This is a genomic window from Parasutterella muris (assembly GCF_943193095.1).
GTDB lineage: Bacteria > Pseudomonadota > Gammaproteobacteria > Burkholderiales > Burkholderiaceae_F > Parasutterella > Parasutterella muris.
In genome coordinates this window covers 37265-59105 of sequence record NZ_CALPCV010000009.1, presented here as the reverse complement: position 1 = coordinate 59105, position 21841 = coordinate 37265, and the positions used below count along the sequence as shown (strand labels likewise).

Genomic DNA, 21841 nt, shown 5'->3' with positions numbered 1-21841 from the left:
TCCACTCGTGTATTGAGCGTGTTGCGGTTACATAGAACCAGCTCTTCGTGCTTAGAAGGACGAGACCAACGTCGCTTTTATACCCCCCCCGTATTTAATCAAAGTCGATATTGTCTAAACATAAATTTTGATACCAACGAGCGAGCGTCGGCGGTTGAATACGATCTGCGTTTAGTAAAGGAACCTTTTTAAAGGACTAATTGTCTTTATTGAATACTCCAGATAATCCTGAATATTTATCTGGAACACGTGAGATAGAGTGAATTTAATTCTCAAGTATTCATACCGTCAGCGAGCTTCGTATTTGCTGTGAAGAGGCAGCAAAGGTCAATCTATTTAATAGTTCCTGAGGCGAAAAATGAGAATTAAAACGCATCTGATGAGAAGCCACTCGTCTCCTCATCTCTTTCATCATTCAAATCACTCGATTTGTTCCGTTAGGGCTCTGTCTCTTTCCGTGATTCTTGCCTGTAATCTTATTGGAGGGCAAGCTTTGGCCGACAATGACTGGCCGCTTACTCTTGAAGCATTGGAGGCTGCCGGATTTGAAGTTAAAGTTACTGGGGACGTTCATTATATTCCTAAGGTTGCGGACGCTGCCAAGGATCCCCTTGACAATGCATTTACATGGCTTTGGGGTACTGGAGAAGCTAACGGCCCGAGCGATCTTTCCATAACAGTCAACAACACATTGGATTTTCAGAAAACTGCTGGAGAATTTAAGGATGTATCTAATACTTATAATCAAAAAACCATCTGGATTTCAGGCGGCTTAAAAACTTATTTCGGAGGCAATCCATATGGTTTGACGGAGACTCCTGGTAATTTTCCGTATTCCGAGACGACCAATGGGAATAAACTTACTCTTACAGTTAAGGAAGGTGCAACGTTTTTAGCAAAACTTTTCGGCTCGCGTAATGATTTGGGCGGCTATGACCAGACAAGTGATAGCGGCGCAACTGCTAATAATAATAAAGTAACTGTCCAAATGGAAGATGGCTCGAAGTTATATGCAAAGCTAATCTTCGGAGGGCGTTCTTCTCAATTGGATGGGGTGTCGGGAGACAACGGAGTTGTTCATGCGGGCTTCGAAACAAATGGTAACGTAGTCAATATAGTACGTTTCATTTCTGACGGGGCTGACAAAGATGCTGGTGAGGTAGTAAACCCTGATTCCTTTGGTATTGTCATCACAAAAGGAATTTTCGGTGCAGAAGGCTATGAAGCGAATAATAACAAGGTAACCTTAGAGAATACCGTGGTAGTAGCCGGAATGGACGGGGCGCGAAAGCTCGGCCTTGTTGGAGGACGCGGACTTTACTACTACAGAATGAATTATGACTATGGTGCTTCTAAGTATAAAGAAGTAGTTAACGGAGCTACTGGATATGTAAGCAACAGTGGAGAAACGGTTTTGTATTATCCGCAGGAGGAAGGAGGAGATCCAAAAAAAGTTTCTGCTATTGCGAATAATAATATCGTTTCAATAAAAAATAGTTATATCGGATACCATCTCGCTCCCGATGAGAATGATTGGTCGTCGTGGTACAACGAATCTGCACAAGACCAAGACGTTGGCTTTAGTATCTATGGAGCTTGGTCTACTGGTGTCGCAATGAACAACATTGTTGCTGCAGAAGATTCGATAATTAACGGTAATGTCATCGGTGGTCTTGAGTTCCAGGATCAGATGAAAATTACGGGAGGTCAACCCAGAGACCTGCACTCTAACCTAGTTTCACTTAAAGATACAACGCTAGCATCTGGCTCTTCGATATACGGAACTGCTACAGCGACAACGAAGCCGGACGAGAACGACAAGGATAATCGATATAATCGTATCGATGAACGCGAGATCTACGCCGTTAACCGAAGACGCGGTATCGCATACATTGCCGGAGAGGTTGCAGCAGATTCGGCTTATGTCCGATATATCTCCTTTGGCCAATACTTAGATACAAGTCGTTTGGATAACAAAGAGTCATACGAAGTCTTTAAGGATTATTACCCTCAAGCTCAAAGCTCTACAAGAGAGCAAGTAGTGCTGAATCGTGAAGATCCGCTTGAAAAAGCGACTGTTCATTTAAACGGTAACGAGTCTGGGAGCATCCATGTAGGGCAGCAGGTTGCTGGTTCATACCTCATTAACAGGAATGGGTATCATTCCAGCTTAGCCGCTACTGATAAAAAAAATCAGGACCAAACGGCAACAAAGGGACAGCACAATTTCTGGGTCGGAGCATATGCAAACTTGTCTGATTCTGTCAATGGAGATGGAACTTCCTTTGATACGAAAGTAAAACTGTTTAGCGATGAGGGAAATGTTAATCATGGTTACGCGAGCGGCGAATTATCCCTTCTGACGCATGATGACGGCATGTGGTATGACCATACTTCCAGAGAACAGGATAGTAGTCTTGGGGCTGAAAATTCCAATCACAGACCGGCATTAATGCATCAGTTTAGATATCACTATCAGGGCCTCGTACTATATTTAGGCGTCAATGATGGAGAATCCGGTGAGCCTGTAGTTCGGATTTCTTTTGATGAAATTGCAAACTTCAGAACAGAACAAAAGCAAAATACTAATGCTTTTGGCAATACATTTATTGGCATTATCAAAGATGGCACTGTTTACCAAAAGGATTCACGTGTAGGTGGGGACTAGACTGTCGACGCGAGTCTTATGACTTTTGATGTCCCTGGTTTTGAAATCAACCAAGGCGGAGATCATGTTGCTGACGCAACTTATGCTTTCTATAAGTACATGCATTTCGATGGGCACGATGGAGAGTTTGAAGATGAAAACGCAGCTGGCGAAAAGATAAGCGTAAGCGGTAAGGTTTCAGATCCAGGAGAGGAGGCCGGTGTTGGTATAAAGTACTGGCTTAAGAGTGTCAACATTCTTCCCGGGAAGCTTCTGGTTTTGAATGGTAAATTAGAAAATTCCGAGCTTTATGTTGAAGATTTCCAATCCGGAGATACCTCAAAACCCAAACAGGAGCTCTTTACTCTATCAGCAGAACTTACCGGCGCGGGCGGAGTCGCTATCGCAAAGAACTCAACGGTGATTATCGGTAGTCCGGATACTATCTACAATATCGATGTTGGCAAAACAAATACTGAGCCGAGCGTTTCCGGCAACGGACAAGCTCTTTATGAAGTCGTATCTAAGGCTCCCCAACCAAACTCCTATACAGGAAATACAGTAGTCGATGAAGGTGCGATGCTGGTTCTTGGAATTGACGGTGCTTTGGGAACTCAGGGAATGAGTGAGACGGAAGATAGGTACACCTCAATTCTTCATATAGGCTCTTCTGCAGAAGGCACTAACCCTTCAAGCGTATATCTGCAGGGACATACCCAAACAGTAGGTGCGTTGAGAGTCGTGGAGGGTTCCGTGCTTGACTTTGATCAAGCGGCACCGATTTCATTTGAAGAGGGCGACTCGGAGGAGTATCAAGCGAGTATGGGTTCAACAGGTGGGGAACTTACCGTCAAGAATAAGAACCAGAATTCCGACACAGATCAGCAGAGAAATGGAACATGGGTTGATGCTATTGACGGCAGCCTCAAAGGAAGTGCTTCTTCGAAGCTAATATTTATCGACAGAAAGCAAGCATCCATAAATTCTGATAACCCGAATTTTTATGGCACAGTTGAGCTGAAAGCTTCCAATGTTTCTCTCACTTCTTCGGAAGCTTTGATTAGCGCAGTTGCTCATGTCGATAAGGATTCTTCTTTGTATTTTGATATTCAGAAGAATACAGCAGCCCAGGCAAGTGCTTTAAGAGCCGCAGAGAATGCCGCGGTGGAGAATCACTACAACACAGTGGCTATAAGAGGAATTGAAAACTATGGCTCTGTGTACTTGTCTCATAAGGTTTTCGGAGATAACTTAGGCCGTGAGGCAACACGATCGGATGTGTCGCTAAATAAGGTCAAGGTCGGTAACTACGTTGGTAAAGAGGGTTCGGTTTTGTACTATCAGGGCTTCCTAGGGGGCAAACCGGGCTCGGAAAACTCATCCTATCTCGATGTAGTTTATGCGGACACAGCTTCCGGTCAGTCAAAAGTTTATTTCATCAATGAAGATGGAAAATTCGGAGCTTTTTCACAGTCCAGAGGCGAGACGGTCGGAGAAGGGGGCACCAACGGTATTCTGATTTTTGAGGTTAAGGATCCGAACGAACACGTAGACCTTGCTTTCCCTGACGGACAAACAAGGATCGGAGTGGTTGCAAAGGATAACGAAACACACGTTAAGTTCTATCGCCTTAACGAACAGGGTGACGGAAACGACTGGTACCTTGTGAATAAGGCCGATGGGGATGCTGCTATTCCTTGGACTCCGATAGAACCACCGGAAGAGCCGGAAGTACCTGTTGTACCGCCGGAGAACCCAGACCTGCCAAAGATGCCGGATAATCCGACATCGCCGACTCCTGATGACGAAGGCAATACTCTGCGGCCTGAAGGAGGCGCCTACATGGCAAACTCGCAAGCTTGGGCCAAGATGCATATGCGCCTGCATGATCGCTTCGGTCAGGCCTACTACATTGATCCGTTTGACGGTAAAGAAAAACCGGCAGCGGCTTGGGTTCGTCAGGTCGGAAGTCACTCGCACTTTAAGTCCGGCGGCGGGGAAAGCAGGACACATGCCCGCACTGCAGTTACTCAGATCGGCGCAGACTTGATTCGCAACGAAATCAACGAAGACTGGAAGTATATTGGCGGCGTCTTTGCAGGCGGCCTCTACCATAGAGCTAATACCAGAACATACGCCTCGGCCAAGTCGCGTTCCGACGGCTATGCGGTCGGTATCTACGGAACCCTTTATACAGGCAACAGCCCGGATGACGGATTCTATGTGGATTCTTGGCTGCTGTACGGTCGTTACGATAATAAGCTGTGGGGCGAGACGACTTCGACGTTTAATTACAAGTCTCACGGCTGGGTTTGGTCGGTGGAAAGCGGATACACGATTCCTCTCGGCGAATCCGGTACGAAGGATTTCAATAAGGTGATTTGGACCTTCCAGCCTGAAGTTCAGGTGGTATGGGACGGAGTCAAAGCCAATGACGGCTATGACGCAACCGACACTAAGTACAAACAGCTTGGCAAGGACAATGTTGCGATCCGAGTTGGCGCCAGAGTTCACGGTAACTACATGAACAAGGGTCTTGGATTCATCGAAGGAAACTGGATCCACAACACCAAGAAGACCGGTGTTCAGATGGGCAGTGCGAAGACTTATATGGACGGCGGCCGTAATTTAGGCGAATTCCGCATGGGTCTTGAAGGACATATAACGCGCAATACGCTCGGTTGGGCGACCGTGGGTGTTCAGGCCGGTAAAGCCGGATATCACAACGAAACCGCTCAGATCGGTATCAAGTACATGTTCTGATCTTCGGGAAGCGAAGGAGGAGGATTTCTCCCCCTTCTCCCGGAACATCTAACGGAATCCATATCATGAAACAAGAAAGCAAATTATTTGGAATTACCATTCTGTCAGCGGCTGTACTTGGTCTGAGCGCCTGTACTTCTTACGATCATAAGGACTACCCGCGCGAAAGCTGGTTCACACAGCCGACTCAGGTTATCGAGGCGGATCAGTTTAAAAAAGTTGAAGAGCCTCTGAAAGTTTCTCTGGTCGTTAATTACCTCTGGGAAGGACGTCCTATCGTGACGGAGCCCTTTGAAGAGCGTCCCGCCGACTGGCGTGAACAGTACGGCTTGTGGTTCGCCGCAGAACGCTACTTAGAGGAAACAGGCCTCTTTAAGATCGTTAAAGAGGACGATAAGGAAAAACAGGGCGTGATGACGATCGATGTGACTCGCGCTATGGATGAGAAGACTAAAGCGGCGGTCGCAGCTAAAAAAGCGGATCCGGATAAGCATCCTGAGAAGATTGTCTACGAGTACGACATGACAATGAAGATGGATCTTTCGCTTGCGGACGGCAAGAAGTTTGAAGCCGTGCCCAAGACGGATCATATGTTTATCGGCCACGAAGATTCGAAGGAAAGAGAGCTTGGACAGGATCCGAAACGCTTTACGTTCTCGTACTTCAACAACATGGACTTCCATACAGAGTTTGTCCGTCGTTTTTACAAACAGATGATCTTTGAAGGCGTAAAAGCCATGGAAGAAAAAGGCCTGTAATCTGTACAGACATTCATAAGAAAAGACGCCGGTCGCAGAAATGTGGTCGACGTCTTTTGTTTTCTCTATAGCGGAACTGAGTACGGCGGGCCTTGATCCGTTACGAACAATGGCAAGTCTTATTCTCCTTATGGAAAATAAGACTTAATGAAACTGGCTCCTGACAGAGTGACAGGTCCCGCTAATAGCACGGGCGATTTTCTGCTCGTGTGAACCTGTTCACAGGTTTGTCTTAAAGAGCCGAAGATATGCATTTGCCTTGACATTTTTCTCTCTCCGGCTCCTTCTGCGCAGCATTAATGTGCTTCCCGTTACTTGGAGTTTTTACCAAACCGGTAATCATTCCAAATTTGTTCCGCGCTCGGAAGCTCCCAGCCGCTTGCGCTGCGTTTTACAGTTTCTTTAAGTTTGGAAACCGTAGTGCCGCAGGTCCATACCTTGTAATTGCGCATCTGTGTGCATAAACAGCACTTGGAATTTTCTCCCCTTATGGCGCCTTGCTCCTGAGCTTCAAATTCTTTTAAATAAGGGCAGCTTCCGCCGGAGAGCATGTAGCCGTAAGACTCACAATTCGGGTGGATCTTTGCTGTGATTGCAGGTGAACTCTTCAGCATTCGCATGAGGTAACCTGTGGGAGAAAGATGATTCACAACTACATCTTCTTCTTTAGAGTCCAGATAAATCTCTTTTACTTGCTGAGGAAGACCGCTTTCCTGAGCAATCGTAAAGCGTGTGGCCACTTGAGCGCCGGCAGCTCCGCACTGTTCAATTAGATTAATGTCATCTTGTCCGGAAAAGACTCCGCCCGCTCCAAGAACCGGAATGTTCAGTCCGCACTCTTTAACGTGCTGAACGACATCTTTAACGATGTTTTCCAGTTTGTAGTTTCTCCAATCCTCACCAAATCCTAAATGTCCTCCTGCAAGCGGACCTTCCACAACAATGTAATCAAGCTTGCGTCCTATAGAGCTCGTCCGTTTCAGAAAGAGATTAAGTGCCCGCGTGGAAGAGACAACGAGGCCGAGAAGTGCATCCTTAAATCTTGGGTTGTCCTGCATCAGCTTGAGACTGTTTAAATGAAGTCCAGCGGACATGGTAATTCCGTCAACGCCTGCATTCAGCGCGCTGTTCAGCCGTGTTTTGAGCGTGCCCAGCTGATCGTTCATGGTGAGCTTCTCCATGCAGTTCACAAGAACCAAGCCTTTTCCGCTTACTTTATCCATCACGTTTCTGAAATAACGATCACTGACTTCAGCAAGTGCAGCAAGGTCAAATTTCTCTAAGCTCTTGTCAAAAGAGCCGCTGAATTTTTTCAAAAGAATCGTCTTCTGTTTAGTGAAGTCGGTACCAAGCTCCTTATCTGCGACCGTCGGAAGCATTGCGTCGGACAGATGAGCGATGCCGCCCAGCTTTTCTATGGCGAGTACTAAGGCGGACGTCGAAATGTTTGTGCCCATCCCGCCAACCATGAGCGGAAGAAACTCTCGGCCTTTTAAAGTCATGCGGTAATCGTCTAAACAGCTCATTTAATTTCTCCTTTTGATTGAATTGATTTATTCACTATAGAGCGGACAATCATGAAGATAACTATCGGTGTATTCAGGTATATCCCAGAAAATTCTGCCGTTTTAACAGGCTGTTTAGGCGTATAAGGCGAGCGGCTCGTTAAGCGATGTTTTTAAGAGAATGAAAAATGAAAAAATAGCCTCCGACGTTTGTCGGAGACTGCTTAATGAGGAGAACTAAGTTATGTTAATTTATGCGGGGTTCTTTGCTGCGTTGACACCTGCAATTCTTCCGTATGTGAAGATGTCCGCCATAGCGTTTCCGCCGACACGGTTGGTACCGTGGATGCCGCCTGTAACTTCACCGGCAGCATAGAGACCCGGAATGACGTTGCCGTGACGGTCAATAACCTGAGCGTCTTTGTTAATGATGACGCCGCCCATTGTATGGTGACGTTTCATTGTGACGCGGCCGGCATAGAACGGAGCTTTAATGATCTTGTTCACAAGAACGGTTTCAGCTCTGCCAAACGGATCTTTCTTGGTGTCTACCGCTTTGTTGTATGTGTCGACAGCTTCTTTCAATTCTTTAGCGGGAAGACCGGTCTTCTTCGCTAAGTCTTCAATGGTGTCAGCATAGTAAAGCGTACCGGCTTTAAGAGCGGCTTCGTTTTCAGGACCCTTGGAGTTCTTCTGCTGCTCAAAACCGTCAGCGTCGACGAGCGTCCAGGCGATTGCTTTGGGCTGGTCAAGCATCGCGTCTCTCAGAACGTCTCTGCGGGCATCTTCTTTGATGAAGCGCTGACCGTTGAGGTTGATGAAGAGGAAGCGGTCAACATGTGTGAAGAGGTTCGGCGGATATTTTTCTCCGGGAACGCCTCCGGGGATGCACTGGATGTAATCAAGACCGCGTGTGCCGGCACCGATGTCAACCAGATTAGTTAATACGTCGCCTGTTGCGCCCGGATGGTTGGTTGTACCGAGTTTTTCCATTCTGGGATCGGAAATACCGGTCAGTCTGTCGCTGGCCGCGAAGCCGCCGGCAGCTGCAACGACAGCGTTGGTGGCGCGGATGTACATTGTCTTGCCTTTCAGTTCAACCTTAACACCGAGCACTCTGCCGCTTAAATTGCCTTCGCGGATAATTTCAACGACGCGGGCATTGAACATGATAGGAATGTCTTCTTTCTTGCAGACTTCGAGAAGAGCCTTAATGTATGCGCCGCCGCGAGGTCCGAGCGGGTTGCGGGCACGTTTGTAAAGGCCGCCGTAAATCTGATAGATGTGATCCTGGAACTTAACGCCGTGATCTTTGAGCCACTGGACGCTTTCCGGAGCTTTTTCTGTGAGCTGGTTGACGAGGACGGGGTCGCCTCTGCCGTCACCAGCGGCAAGAGTCTGTTCTGCGTGGAGTTTCGGAGAGTCTTTAATGCCGGCCTTTTCATAATCAGCCTTGATCGCAGCGTTAAATCCGCCGCCGGCACGAATTGTGTTGCCGCCTGCGAACATCATCTTTTCAAGAACGACAACTTTCTTTGCGCCGGCTTCTTTTGCGGATACGGCAGCTGTAAGACCAGCACCGCCTGCACCGATGACGACGACATTGTATGTTTCATCCCACTTGATGGCGGCTTCTGCTGTTGTGGCAACTGTAGAGCCTAAAATGCCTACAGCGGCTGCCGCAGGAGCGGTTCCCAGAAAAAATCTGCGTGTTAAAGCCATGATTATGTCTCCTTGGTGTTTATTGAGATCAATGTGTTAAACGATGATCAAAGTTTAAGGAGCGGTGAATCACGCAGAAATAACTTCTGGTTTATTGACTTAATCCCATTAATGTGCTACGCATTTTTAAGCGCTTGTTCTGCGGCAATCATGCCAAAGGTAAATGCGTCTGCAAGTCCGTTGCCGCCGATTCTGTTTCTTCCGTGGATTCCTCCGGTAATTTCTCCGGCTGCAAAAAGCCCCGGCACAGGGCGCCCGTCGGAAAGGCACCGGGTCGATGAATCAATCACTAGGCCGCCCATGGTGTAGTGCACGCACATGCCGACTCTAGCTGCCCAGAAAGGCGCCTTGGCGATTGGGAATCGCTTGTTCTTTTCATTGTCAGCTTTAATCGTATTGTTTCTTTCTTCGATGGTCTGCCGAAGCACGGCAGAATCGATGCCAAGCTTTTGCGCAAGCTCCTCAATGCTGTCCGCTTTAATGGCGTCTCCTGTCTCCGCGGCTCGGATTGCGTCTCTCTGGACAATCAGATCCGCCATGACTAAGGCGTCGTTATCAATAATGCAGAAACAGCTCTTTTGCGGCGTGGAAAGTATTCTGTCGGTAAGTTCATCGCGCCTCGAGCGCTCATCCACAAAGCGCTTCCCTTCAGAATTGATGAGAATAAAGCGGCTGACATCGTTATGGAAGCGGACACGAATCCTGCCGGTAGGCAGTGGCCCCGGCAGACATTGAATCGCTTTTAAATCTACGGTCGAGACGCCGATTCGAGCAGCAGAAAGAAGCATTTCACCGGTAGAGCCTGTTGTACAGTTGGTCGGAAGCCCCACGAGCCTTTCGTCGAATGACTCAACCATGCGCTGATTCGCACCGAAGCCGCCCGCCGTTAGGATGACGGCTTTATCCGCACGAATGCGGACTCCTTTATTTTTCTGTCGAGCTTCTGCACCGATGACTCGTCCTTCATTGTTCTGAAGAAGTTTTTGTCCGGCCGTTGACTTCAGAATTTGGACTTTCCTCGACATTGCTTCAGAACTGAGCGCCCGAACATAACTTGTTCCGTTGGGCAGAATAGGCTGATGGCAGCGGGGATGATGAGAGCCGTAAATTTCTATAACCTCATTGCGGAATTTAACACCCTTATTCTCCAGCCAGCCGAGCATACGCTGACTCTCTTTAACAAGAGTGCGGATAAGTGCGGGCTTTGCGATCTGACCGCCGTTGATCCAAATATCGTTGAAATGCCGCTCTTCAGAATCGGTGATTCCAAGCGGAATTTGACGGACCGGATCTATGACGCCGAGAAAGCCGCCGGAAATTAAGGTATTGCCGCCTATAATCTCCCGCTTTTCTATCAGAATGACTCGAGCTCCGAGCTCACTTGCGCGTACCGCGGCCGACAAACCTGCGGCCCCGGCTCCGATTACCAATACGTCGCAGTCATAATCCCAGTCGTTCTCCTGAGCAAGTGACGGATAGGACAAGGCACAGGCTCCGGCAGAAATCATAAAGTCGCGTCTAAGCATCATGAGGCCTCAATAATGCCTATCTTGCGAAGAAAATTGTGAAGTTCAATCACATTGCGGCATTCCAATTTATGCAGGACGGCACTTCTCCAGTTTTTGACCGCCTGCTCCGATACTTCCATATCAAAGGCGATGACCTTGTTTAACTCACCGTTGGCAATCCTCGGAGCTACTTTCTTTTCACTTGCGGTGAGCAGGTTGTACTTGACCGTCATATGATCGATTTCTTCTTTACGAGCCCGATCCTCTAGATTTTCAGCAACAGCTTTGGCGAGCGAAGCCTTTAATCTTGCTGGATCAGGCGGCTTGATAAGAAAATCCGAGGCCCCGGTGAGAAGGGCTTTGACGGCCATATCCACATCCCCGTGCCCGGTAAGAAACAATATTGGAAGATCAATATTTCTGCGGATCATTTCTTCCTGAAGCTGCAGCCCGCTCATTTCCGGCATTCGGATATCGAGTATCAGGCAGCCGGGAAAGAGCGGATCGTATTCATTCAGGAATGCGAGGGCGCTTTCGTAGGAAGCGGTTCGATATCCCGCCATCTTCACCAGAAAAACCTCTGAGGCAAGGACCTTTGGGTCATCATCAACAATCCTAATGATGGGGTCTAGCTTTGAAGTTTTCATGAGTCAGCTCCTTTAAATGTCACTGAGATACTGATGCCTTGAGGTTTTAACTGCTGAATATTAATTTCGGCGCGGTGCCGCTCAATGATGGCGTGCACAATCATAAGACCAAGCCCAAGACCATCGGTTTTAATTGAGGCCTGAAGCGCCCGTCTCATGCGCTCGACAACGTCACTTGTTACTGGCGGCCCGTTATCCTTGACGTTTAGTGTGCATCCCGCTTCTGTCTGCTTCACTTCCACCTTGATCTGTGCGTCTTTACCTAGCGGCTCAACTGCGTCTGAGGCATTGCGCAGAAGATTAAGAACTAGAATTTCAAGTTCCAGCGGGTCTCCGGCGACCATGCAGCTTTCCGGAATATCGACATTTAATCGGCACTGAGTGGAGACGTAAAGTCTGAAAGCGTTGATGGCTTTGCGTATCGCTTCCGAGAGGTCAGCTTTTGCCTCGGAAGAAACCGGCTGGGTTGATTTTGCATAACTTCTTACTCGATCTACGATCGCTGCGGCTTTCTGGGTTTCAGAAGATATCGCCTCAATGCTCTCGCTGAGAATCGGATCAAGTTTTACAGACTCTCCGTACATCTTCAGGCCGTTGCAGTAATTGACCACTGTGGATAAAGGCTGCTTCAGCTCATGAGCAAACATATTAGAGAGCTGCGAAAGAATGCCTCGTCTTTCCATGAGATTGAGACGCTTCAGCGAAGCTCTTGCGATTTCTGCAACGCTGTCCCTTTGTTCAATGGCTTTACGAAGGTCGGACGTTCTCTGCAGCACAAGTGAATTCGTTCGGTAGATATGGAAAATCAGTCCTAAAAGCAGGGCAAGTGCAAGGACTGCTTCCGTTTTGTATTTGCTGACCAGCTGAAACAAAGAAAAGGGCTGAGGTTTGTATGGTCCGATTTCGAGTTTTCTAAAAAGCCGCAGAACACTGCGGAAGTCGTTCGCAATGCCCCAAGATCCGCCGTCAGGCATTTTAGGCATTGTTAAAAGGGCGACGGTGAAGTCTTTTACGATTTCCGGAGATGCGTGCGGGAACGAAGAGAAAACAAAATCCGGGTAAAGCGAAGAAGAAACTTTGCAGGCAAGCGTGGAAGGCTTTTCTCCGATGATTCGGTATTTGTCACCGGAGATAAGACCGCGTTCAATCAATGATTCAAGTTCGCACGCTGGGATAACGGCAACATCCGCTTCATCCGACTCCAGGTAGGAATAAACGTCAGGGAATCGGTATTGGGTATTGATCAGTCTGCCTTCAAGATCCTTTTCCGAAAGATGATCGCGAAGTACACCCTTTGCGCCGAGCCAGCCGCTCAGAGAATTAGGATCGCGGATTGCGATTCTTTTGCCCTGAATGTCTTTCAGACTTGTGATATCAGATCGGTGTGCGGACGTAATAAGCACAGACGCAACGGATTCAGAGGCTGTACTCGCAAAAGGCGAGGTCCTTGCGGCGATTTGCCGAAGCCCTTCGGAAGTAGGATCAAAAGACGCGTAAACACCCGCAGGAGAAAGGAGAAAACTGAAATCTTCGGTTTTGAGCTTATCGAAAGCTTGAAGCTCTGTAATTTCCTGCGTGGTGATCCGATACTGCGGAAAGCGTTTCCTTAAAAAGTCAATGGTCGGCGCGAAGGTATTGATGAAGAACAGCGGGTCCTCCGTATACAAAACCGCAATCCTGATTTCCTGTTTTGCTTCTGATGCGGCTGAGCTAAAGCAAAAGAAAGCCGAACAAATGAAGAAAAGAAATTTAAGCAGCTGCACTCGATATCCCTATTATTCGCGGGATATTGTTGTCCGATCGGGTGAGGATTGCTATTGGTGATTTCCTGCGAAAAATCAAAAGCCGCCCAAAAGGCGGCTTGATAGGCAGAGCAATCGAATCGATTATTGGTCAAGACACAATCTAAAAGGAACAATCTCCTTCATAAGAAGTGTTGTTTCGATCTTCCTGATATAGGGAAGCGTCGACAACTGAGTGTCATAGACCTGCTGGTAGTCGGAGAGGTCCGTCGTCGCGACACGCAGCACATAATCCTGCTCTCCAAAAATCCTATGTGCGCTGGTAATAGCAGGAATGTTCACGAGGGCTCGTTCAAACTCACCGATTTTCTCATTGGTTGCTTGTGCCAATGAAATGAAAACCAGAGCTTGGAAGCCTTTGCCAACCGCCTTCTCATTTACCACCGCCTGATACTTACTGATAATGCCCGTTTCTTCCAGATTTTTAATTCTCCTCTGGCAGGACGAAACACTGAGATCAGTCATTTTGGAGAGCTCAGAAAGCTGAATTTTACCGTTTTCGACCAATATCGAAAGAATTTCACGATCGAATTTATCCATCCGGGTACCCCTTTAAAATACCTTGAGGAATTGTATCAATATAGGGAGTCCGCGGGTGAAATTAAAACAGGGCTGACCGCTTTTAATGTTCGCTCTTGAGGCCGGCACCGCATAATGAAATTAAGGCGTCATGCGTTGGGCCGTAAAGCTCCTGATAACGGTAGTAGGCGGCAAGCGCCGCGGCGGTTGTATGCTCGACGTAAAACCCTTTTGCCGCCATTTGCCTGCGGCACTCGAGGATTTGCGCTTCGGGCGCTGTAACAACCCGAATTGAGTGCTTTCGTATCATTTCAAGTACTTCCGCGCCTCTTGCGGGTTTACCGATCGCAATACCCTCGGCCAATGTGGGTTTCACGTCGACACTGACTATGTGATCGGCGTTCTGCTCAACGGTTTCCATAAAGGGCGCGCAGTTTTCGCTCTGTACCGCGATAAGGTTCGGAGCCTTATCGATAGCTTTGGAACGAAGCAGATGTTCGACGGCTAAGACCGCGCCGATAAAGAGCGTGCCGTTGCCAAGCTCGATGAAAATATTTTCAGGCAGTCTGCCGAGCTGCTCAAACGTTTCGTAGATATAGGATTTTGTCCCTTCATAGAAATATGGGTTGTAGACATGATTAGCGTAGTAAGCGCCTTCTTCTTCGACTTTGGATCTGCAGACATCTGCGCAGTGGTCACGGCTTCCGGGAACAACAACGGCTTTGGCGCCGAAGCCTTCAATCATAGAAATTTTGTTAGGGCTGGTGCCTTCCGGAACATAGATCTCGCATTCAATGCCGCAGCGGGCACAGTAAGCCGCAACCGCAACACCGGCATTGCCGCTGGAATCCTGGACGCATTTTTTAACGCCGATGGCTTTCATGTGGCTCACTAATGCTGCCGCGCCTCGATCCTTAAAGGACAGAGTAGGCATCATGAAATCCATTTTGAAGAGCACATCTTCGTTAAAAGGAACAATCGGCGTCATGCCTTCGCCCATTGAGACAGATTTCCATTCGCCTGCATCGAGGTTCATAAAGGCGTGATAGCGGAAAAGGCTCCATACTTTTTGATCGATAAGACTCTTATCCCATAAAGGCAAATGATCCTGAGGCAGGGAGAAAAGTCCTCCGCATTTACAGTGACAGGCCATTGTTGCGCTGTCGGTTGTTTTGCCGCATTGAGAGCAAATGAAGTTCATGTCTTGTTTCCTTTAAATGGATTTGGCTGTGAAATTATTTTAATGATCAAAGACGGAAAGAAAGATGTTGCTCATGAGGATTTTTAATCTCTGCGGGCAGTGATGAGTGGCTGTCCCTTTTTACTTCAAAAGAGCAGAGAATCAAAAAGATAATTGCTCTAATCCCTTTAAAATATTAGAAAAAGGTGAGTAATTATGGCTGATGTGATCGCAACGATTTGGGACTTCGACAAGACGCTTATTCCTAACTACATGCAGGAACCGATCTTCAAACACTACAAATTTGACGGCGCTCAATTCTGGGCGGAAAACCGCAAAGAGATACAAGCGCTTCGGGACCAAGGACTTGATGTTAATGAAGACTCTTTCTACCTTAATCGGTTTCTTGAATTCAGTAAAAAAGGCGGAATGTTTGAGGGACTAAATAACGATTTGCTCGTCCGATTCGGAAAAGAAATTGAGTTTTATGAAGGCGCGGTGGATTTATTTACCGCCGTCAATAAGCTCAACGATGAACCTCAGTATCGAGATGCCGGTATTACATTCGAGAACTATATCGTCAGCACCGGCCTGAAACGAATGATTATAGGATCCGACATTTTCCCGCACGTAAAGCATGTCTGGGGCGCGGAACTGGTTGATGTTGAGGAGAACGGACTGCGTCATCTTGGCAAGATTGCATATAGTCTGGACAATACATCTAAAACCAAAGCGATTTTTGAGATTAACAAAGGCGTTGGCGTGGTCGAAGGCGCGTCAATTGATGTGAATTCTAAAATTCCGGAAAGCGAAAGACGTGTGCGTTTTCGCAATATGGTTTATGTTGCGGACGGCCCGAGCGACGTTCCGGCGTTTTCTCTGATTAACGAAAAAGGCGGAGCAACCTTGGCTGTATACCCGAAGGGCAGCAATGAGGCTTTCGTTCAGGTGGATAAGCTGAGAAGGGACGACCGTGTTCAGATGATCGCTGAGGCTGATTACCGCGAAGACTCCACAGCAGTACTTTGGATCATGCGGCGGCTGGAGGAACGCGCTCAAGCGATTATCGAAGAAAAAAATCGAATTTATCAGCAGCCGGCCGGCACGCCTCGCCATCTCTGACGATTTCCTATGCGAATAAAAGAGCAGGCCGCCCGAAAGACAGCCTGCAAAAGGAGGAAGGATTATTTAATAAGGTATTTCTTCTTAGAGGAATGTCAGTGCTGCGACAATACAGCCTGCGACAACGAATCCAAAGAGATAGTTCGGTCTTTGGAACAAGTTGGCCTTCACTAAGTCAGAACCGGGAACAACAGGGATCACAGTATTTAAGCCGGAAACCGGACCGCCTGTCAGGTAGTACTGACCAATATTGGCCCCGGCGATGGCGGCAACGGAGCTTGCCATCGGATCGGCTCCTGCAGTCAGCACGACGGAGAGAAACGGAAGCAGGATTGCAGAAGAGGCTGCAAGGCTCTGCGTGATGATGCCGGTGATAATTGAAATCAGGAACATCAGAAGCTCTGGCGAGTAGGCGAGCAGCGGTTCAAAGAATTTCGCAATGGTGTCCACGAAACCCGTATTTTTAATCACGCCGGACATGAAAAGGAAAACAATGGTCGCGATGAAAGGCACAGCGATCATTCTGACGCCTTCAATCATCTCTCCCTGGCTCTTCTGAAGATCACGACGAGCAAGTAAAGACGTCAGCAGTGCGCAGAAAAAGCACACGATGAAGATCGGAGCTCCGCTTGAAGCGGCGACAATAAGGATGATGAACGGAGTGAATGCAATCCAGGAAGAAACATTTGCTTTTTTGTCTTTATTGAATTTATCGAGAAGCTGCTTAATCTCTTCGGCGCTCATTTTTTTAACAAATCCTTCCTTTCGAACGTGTGTTCTCATCCGATACCAGGCTATGCTCATAACCGCGGCGGCAACCACGAACCCCCAAACGTTTACCATGCCGTAGCCGATCCCGGAAATTGCCAGAATGCCGACAACAGTCGGGTGCGAGAAGCCGGCTCCGCAGCCGAGAATGTTCGCGTGCTGCAGCGCACCGGCGGCTTCATTCCTATCCACTCCGAGCTTAATAGCGGCAGGACCTGCGACAACGCCGGTAATAGCGGCCTGAGTAAAGCCCACCATCATGCCGATACCGCCGGCGACCGCTGCTGCCGCAGTGATAATTCCGGGACCGCCTCCAATATAGTTACCGGCTTTAATAATATCTCCGATGATGACATGGAGAAAACCGGTTGACTGCATAATGCCTATAAAAAGAAGAATGCCGCCCATATCAATTAGTACGGGATTTAAACCGCCAATCAACAGGCCTTTAATGGTTACAGGGTCTGCGCCGTAAAGCGGAATTCCGGCCAGCAGAGCTGCAATCGTGGAGCCGACAACTGCGGTGATGTACATCGGCGTTTTGCCGATAATCATGAGAATGAGCGTAACTACGACAACAATCTGAGCAAGTATCACGCCGGTCATATTTGTCTCCTGAGAAAATGGGCACGTCTGAGACGTGCCCGAACATGAGGTTTGTTATTTAGAGATCACTTCAGTGACGACGGTCTCAACAACGGTTTTTTTTGGTCTTGTATCTACATGCAGAGAGAACACGTCGGGACGGGCGTAGTGACTGGAAACATCCATGTCATACTTTGCTTTGACGATGTCCTCGAGATCGATCTCAGCACTGACCAAACCTTCTTTGTGATATAGAGGTCCGGCAAGTACCTGCCCCATCGGGTCAACGATGACGGAGCCGCCGCGCATCAGTTCTTCATCGTCCTTCCAGTGTGGAACGGTTTTGCCTAAGGCTTCCGGAGACGGTAGGTACTGGACAGCGGTTACCACAAAGCAGCGCCCCTCATGCGCGATGTGTTTCATTGAGTGCTGCCACTGATCGCGGCAGTCGACCGTCGGAGCGCAGTAAACCTCTACTCCTTTGGCATACATGTAGGAGCGAAGCAGCGGCATATGATTTTCCCAGCAGATGCAGGCGCCGACTTTGCCGGCTTTTGTCTGCACAACCGGAAGTGTGGACCCGTCTCCCATGCCCCAAACGAGTCGCTCAGATGCGGTTGGAAGAAGCTTTCTGTGTTTAGCGGCAAGTCCGCTTTCGGGGTCGAAGAAGAGCGCGGAGCAGTAAAGAGCATGGGGAGTCTTCTCAATGCATCCGACGACTAAGGAAGCTCCAGTGCGAGCAGAAAGAGCGGCGAGTTCCTCGCATTCAGGCCCGGGAACGTCAATGGCGTTTTCGTAGTAGGCGGCAAAGTCGGCACGTCCTTCAGGCAATCGGTACCCTAGATATGCACCAAAGATTTCTCCTTTCGGATATCCGCCGAGAAGAGCCTCGGGCATCACGACAAGTTCAGCTTTCGAATCAATGATTGCCTGTTCGTAAGACATGATTTTTTCTAATGTCTTGGCTTTTCCTTCGATAAGATCACTTCCGATTTGAAGCGCCGCAACTATATGTTTGCTCATGATTTTCTCCTTTAGAATTAGATGGATGAGGGCTACAGTTAAGATTTTCTGACTTAAGCTGACTTGCGAATACGGCGAGGAGAAATAAGAGATATGAACGAGATTAATATCGATTCAATTGATTTAAATTTAGTCAGAGTCTTTGTTGCTGTATATGAAGAAAAAAGTGCAACAAGAGCCGGACTACGGCTTAATCAAACTCAGTCAGCCGTTTCCGCTTCTCTGGCGAAGTTAAGAACGCTCTACAGCGATCCATTGTTCGTTCGAAACGGAAGAGGATTGACGCCGACTTTATTTGCGAATCAGCTCTATCCAACACTTCGTGAGATGCTGGAGCGTTTCTCGCAAACCTTTGAACTTTTTTCAAGCCGCTCGGGGCTTTTCAACGGCAGGACGATCACGATTGGAATGTCCGATGATTTCGAGCTGGCGATGGGGTCTGACATGGTCGAACTCACCAAACGCATTCCGACTTGTACTCGATTGAGATTTGTTCAAACCAATTCAGTTTTAGTGGAGGAGATGCTGCTTTCCCGATCGATAGATCTCGCTGTGACGAGCGGCGGCACACGAAGCGACAGTGTCTGTTCTGTAGAGGTCGGAAGCGGAAATTATGGATGCCTGATCGATCCGAATACATTCGGTACAGCCGACTGGAATTTGGAGACTTATGTTGATCGGGGCCATATTTTGGTGTCCAGCGGAGGTTACTACGGTCTTGTGGACGAAATCCTCTCGTCGCTTGGAAAGAAAAGGCGTGTGCTGGTTTCTACGTCTCATTTCAGTGCAATCCCTGCTTTATTAACAGGCACGAATGCCCTGACAACCATTCCTCGTCACGCCGCTGCGGCTATAACGAAATTTTCTGCGCTCAAGGCTGTTGAGCATGTCTTGTCCGACAGCGAGTACGAAGTTCGTACAATGCCTAAAACGATTCCGACGGGTACAAGTGTCATCTCGGATGTGACGTTTTGGCCTTCATTAAGACTGCTTTTCGGTTCTTTCCTGCCGTTTCCTTTGCGGCTTGGGATGTTTATTTCCGGAACGAAAGATATCTTTTTTGACGGGTTTAAACAGCTCTTCAGAGGCAAGATCACTGTTGAAGTTTTAGATCTAAGTTCTGTCGCGATCGCGTTAGTGATGAGGGATTTCAAAACTGCGGCAACAACTGCTCTGCTTCTCGGCTTGGGTGAAAGCCTTGAAGAGTGGACGCGGCGCAAGACGATGGAAAATCTAACCGAGTCCTTGGCAGTTAATGTTGACACAGTATGGATCCGCAAAGACGGTGAAGATTTCGAAGTTCCGTTCTCCTCTTTAACGAAATACGACATTCTTGTAGTCAGAGCGGGCAGCGCTATCGCGGCTGACGGTGAAGTAGTTGGCGGGGACGGTATGGTGAATCAGGTTTCCATGACTGGTGAGCCGCTTCCGGTACACCGCACAGCTGGGAACGTTGTATTTGCCGGTACAACAGTGGAAGAGGGCGAACTTTTAATCAGACCTACCGCAATCGGCTCTGAAAGCCGTCTTAATAAGATCGTCGAATTTATTGAAAACAGTGAGAAGACAAAGGCAGGAATTGAGGCAAAAGCTATGCGGCTTGCGGATACGATCGTGCCCTATAGCTTCTTACTGGCTGGAGTCGTTGGCGCGGTGACAAGAAACTTGGCTAAGGTTGCTGCCGTCCTGATGGTTGATTACTCATGCGCGCTGAAACTGGCAACACCGATCGCATTTCTCAGCGCGATGAAGGAAGCGGCAAACCACAAGATTTTGATCAAGGGAGGTAAGTATCTTGAAGCCTTAGCTCAGGTTGACACGGTGGTATTTGATAAGACCGGCACTCTGACGGTTTCTTCTCCGAAAGTGTCGTGCGTTGTACCTTTGGATTCGAAATGGTCCGAAAAAGAAATTCTGCGCATGGCGGCATGCTTGGAAGAACATTTCCCGCACCCTGTGGCTCGCGCTGTTGTTCGCGCCGCAGCGGAAAGACACTTGCAGCATGAAGAAGAACATGCCGAAGTCGAATACATTGTCGGCCATGGTATCGCATCTAAACTGCACGGAGAAAGACTGCTGATCGGCTCGCGTCATTTTGTGGAGGATGATGAGGGCGTGGATTGTTCTTTTGCTCAGCCTGAGATCGACAGAATTGCCTCGAAAGGGCATTCAGTTCTTTATTTTGTGGTCGGCTGCACGTTAAGCGGTTTGATTGGCGTCGAGGATCCGATTCGGCCTGAAGCGAAAGATGTCATTCAAAATCTGAAACTTCTGGGTATCAATAATATCGCGATGATTACCGGAGACGGTCCGAGGACAGCAGCGAACGTTGCGCGTCGTCTTGGTATTACGAAATATTTCTCGCAGGTTCTTCCGACAGGGAAGTCCGACATTGTCCGCAGAATGGAAAATGAAGGAAGAAAGGTCTTAATGATCGGAGACGGCATTAATGATTCTCCTGCACTCTCAGCGGCAACTGTCGGTGTAACGCTTTCTGACGGGGCGGATCTGGCAAAAGAAGTCGCTTCGGTTGTCTTACTGAACTCTGACTTGACGCAGCTTCCCGTGGCGATTGAGCTCGGACAAAAGACTTATCGGCGAATCGAAGAAAACTTCCAGATTACGATCGGACTGAATTCGACATACCTGGCCGGCGGCCTTTTAGGGCTGATTATGCCTGCGACCGGAGCTGTTCTGCACAATGTCACAACGCTCGGCGTCGCATGGAGCGCACAGCAGCCGAAGTTGGCTGAAAAATACGATCAGGAAGAAATTCTGGAATTGGAGTATAGCGATGAAGCGCTTGAATAATTTTATTGTGAGCGATACTAAGGGACGCATGCGTCTTCGCGTCCCGGCTCTTAAGAATTTAAAAACAGCTGAACGGATGTTGGAAGAGCTTAAAACTCTTGAAGGTGTCCGTAAGGCTGACGTGAACCAGATTACTGGTTCTGTTTTGCTTGAGTATGATCCCCACACTTTTGAAAGAAGGGGTTTAGCACATGTTTTTAATGAGGTTGTTCCTCATGCAAAACCGCTGCCGACTCTGTCTCATAGGACGAAGAAAATGCTGCGCAGCAAAGAGATGAGACTTTTTGAAAACAAGGGTATGCTGGTATGCGGTTTAACCTCATTAGCAGCTCTCGCATTCAAAGGATTCAAACTCCACACTGCGGCAGGAGCGGTCTTTGTTGCCCTTGCCGCACTTCATACTTATCGCTATCGAAAGAATATGCTTCGGTAGCTCCTGTCTGAATGAGGTTTCTGCCTAGCAGAAGCCTCAAAAACACTT

At 48.1% G+C, this 21841-nt stretch carries 15 protein-coding genes; 6 read left to right on the top strand and 9 right to left on the bottom strand.

The features are described from left to right. Positions 1 to 493: 493 nt before the first annotated feature. From NFR90_RS04915 to NFR90_RS04905, 3 genes are all read left to right on the top strand, one after another. Entirely contained in the window at positions 494 to 2668 is a 2175-nt protein-coding gene (locus tag NFR90_RS04915) for a hypothetical protein (protein ID WP_251451109.1), read from the top strand. 18 nt (positions 2669 to 2686) lie between these two features. Then, a complete protein-coding gene (locus NFR90_RS04910; protein ID WP_251451107.1) occupies positions 2687 to 5410 on the top strand; it encodes an autotransporter outer membrane beta-barrel domain-containing protein in 2724 nt (907 codons plus the stop codon). A 65-nt stretch (positions 5411 to 5475) separates the two neighbouring features. Continuing rightward, complete coding sequence (locus NFR90_RS04905; RefSeq protein WP_160336054.1) at positions 5476 to 6168, top strand: hypothetical protein; 693 nt, start codon at positions 5476 to 5478, stop codon at positions 6166 to 6168. A gap of 311 nt (positions 6169 to 6479) precedes the next feature. Here the strand turns inward: NFR90_RS04905 and NFR90_RS04900 are convergent, their stop codons facing one another. The 7 genes from NFR90_RS04900 to NFR90_RS04870 all read right to left on the bottom strand — a co-directional run bounded on the left by NFR90_RS04900 (position 6480) and on the right by NFR90_RS04870 (position 15072). Further along, the gene (locus NFR90_RS04900) at positions 6480 to 7694 is read right to left on the bottom strand and encodes a nitronate monooxygenase (protein WP_251451105.1); all 1215 of its coding nucleotides are present in this window, start codon (positions 7692 to 7694) and stop codon (positions 6480 to 6482) included. A 231-nt stretch (positions 7695 to 7925) separates the two neighbouring features. After that, entirely contained in the window at positions 7926 to 9398 is a 1473-nt protein-coding gene (locus tag NFR90_RS04895; RefSeq protein ID WP_160336071.1) for an FAD-dependent oxidoreductase, read from the bottom strand. Between the two features lie 113 nt (positions 9399 to 9511). Further along, positions 9512 to 10924, bottom strand: coding sequence for an FAD-dependent oxidoreductase (locus NFR90_RS04890; RefSeq protein WP_251451103.1), 1413 nt, complete (start codon positions 10922 to 10924; stop codon positions 9512 to 9514). Further along, complete coding sequence (locus NFR90_RS04885) at positions 10921 to 11550, bottom strand: response regulator transcription factor (protein ID WP_251451101.1); 630 nt, start codon at positions 11548 to 11550, stop codon at positions 10921 to 10923. Before NFR90_RS04885 ends, NFR90_RS04890 begins: the two co-directional genes overlap by 4 nt. After that, positions 11547 to 13313, bottom strand: coding sequence for a sensor histidine kinase (locus tag NFR90_RS04880; protein WP_251451100.1), 1767 nt, complete (start codon positions 13311 to 13313; stop codon positions 11547 to 11549). Before NFR90_RS04880 ends, NFR90_RS04885 begins: the two co-directional genes overlap by 4 nt. A 123-nt stretch (positions 13314 to 13436) precedes the next feature. After that, on the bottom strand, positions 13437 to 13892 hold the full coding sequence (locus tag NFR90_RS04875) for an Lrp/AsnC family transcriptional regulator (RefSeq protein WP_160336060.1): 456 nt from the start codon (positions 13890 to 13892) through the stop codon (positions 13437 to 13439). 82 nt (positions 13893 to 13974) lie between these two features. Further along, a complete protein-coding gene (locus tag NFR90_RS04870) occupies positions 13975 to 15072 on the bottom strand; it encodes a threonine synthase (protein WP_251451098.1) in 1098 nt (365 codons plus the stop codon). A 195-nt stretch (positions 15073 to 15267) separates the two neighbouring features. On the opposite strand from NFR90_RS04870, the gene NFR90_RS04865 reads away from it, so the two are divergent. Further along, a complete protein-coding gene (locus NFR90_RS04865) occupies positions 15268 to 16173 on the top strand; it encodes an HAD family hydrolase (protein WP_251451096.1) in 906 nt (301 codons plus the stop codon). Between the two features lie 84 nt (positions 16174 to 16257). Here the strand turns inward: NFR90_RS04865 and NFR90_RS04860 are convergent, their stop codons facing one another. Both NFR90_RS04860 and NFR90_RS04855 read right to left on the bottom strand, forming a co-directional pair. Next, positions 16258 to 17547, bottom strand: a complete 1290-nt coding sequence (locus NFR90_RS04860) for a Na+/H+ antiporter NhaC family protein (protein WP_160335567.1) — start codon at positions 17545 to 17547, stop codon at positions 16258 to 16260. A gap of 54 nt (positions 17548 to 17601) precedes the next feature. Beyond that, positions 17602 to 18549, bottom strand: a complete 948-nt coding sequence (locus NFR90_RS04855) for a carbon-nitrogen hydrolase family protein (protein WP_251451094.1) — start codon at positions 18547 to 18549, stop codon at positions 17602 to 17604. A gap of 93 nt (positions 18550 to 18642) precedes the next feature. Between NFR90_RS04855 and NFR90_RS04850 the strand changes: the two genes are divergently transcribed. Next, positions 18643 to 21360, top strand: coding sequence for a heavy metal translocating P-type ATPase (locus NFR90_RS04850; protein ID WP_251451092.1), 2718 nt, complete (start codon positions 18643 to 18645; stop codon positions 21358 to 21360). Further along, positions 21344 to 21793 (top strand): HMA2 domain-containing protein, encoded by a 450-nt coding sequence (locus NFR90_RS04845; RefSeq protein WP_160335562.1) that lies wholly within the window; start codon positions 21344 to 21346, stop codon positions 21791 to 21793. Before NFR90_RS04850 ends, NFR90_RS04845 begins: the two co-directional genes overlap by 17 nt. Positions 21794 to 21841: the final 48 nt, after the last annotated feature.

What these genes read in the sequence shown, in the direction of transcription:
- NFR90_RS04910 (WP_251451107.1), top strand. Translation starts at nt 2,687, where the DNA reads ATGACTTTTGATGTCCCTGGTTTTGAAATCAACCAAGGCGGAGATCAT.
- NFR90_RS04905 (WP_160336054.1), top strand. Translation starts at nt 5,476, where the DNA reads ATGAAACAAGAAAGCAAATTATTTGGAATTACCATTCTGTCAGCGGCT.
- NFR90_RS04900 (WP_251451105.1), bottom strand. Translation starts at nt 7,694, where the DNA reads ATGAGCTGTTTAGACGATTACCGCATGACTTTAAAAGGCCGAGAGTTT.
- NFR90_RS04890 (WP_251451103.1), bottom strand. Translation starts at nt 10,924, where the DNA reads ATGATGCTTAGACGCGACTTTATGATTTCTGCCGGAGCCTGTGCCTTG.
- NFR90_RS04885 (WP_251451101.1), bottom strand. Translation starts at nt 11,550, where the DNA reads ATGAAAACTTCAAAGCTAGACCCCATCATTAGGATTGTTGATGATGAC.
- NFR90_RS04875 (WP_160336060.1), bottom strand. Translation starts at nt 13,892, where the DNA reads ATGGATAAATTCGATCGTGAAATTCTTTCGATATTGGTCGAAAACGGT.
- NFR90_RS04870 (WP_251451098.1), bottom strand. Translation starts at nt 15,072, where the DNA reads ATGAACTTCATTTGCTCTCAATGCGGCAAAACAACCGACAGCGCAACA.
- NFR90_RS04865 (WP_251451096.1), top strand. Translation starts at nt 15,268, where the DNA reads ATGGCTGATGTGATCGCAACGATTTGGGACTTCGACAAGACGCTTATT.
- NFR90_RS04860 (WP_160335567.1), bottom strand. Translation starts at nt 17,547, where the DNA reads ATGACCGGCGTGATACTTGCTCAGATTGTTGTCGTAGTTACGCTCATT.
- NFR90_RS04855 (WP_251451094.1), bottom strand. Translation starts at nt 18,549, where the DNA reads ATGAGCAAACATATAGTTGCGGCGCTTCAAATCGGAAGTGATCTTATC.
- NFR90_RS04850 (WP_251451092.1), top strand. Translation starts at nt 18,643, where the DNA reads ATGAACGAGATTAATATCGATTCAATTGATTTAAATTTAGTCAGAGTC.
- NFR90_RS04845 (WP_160335562.1), top strand. Translation starts at nt 21,344, where the DNA reads ATGAAGCGCTTGAATAATTTTATTGTGAGCGATACTAAGGGACGCATG.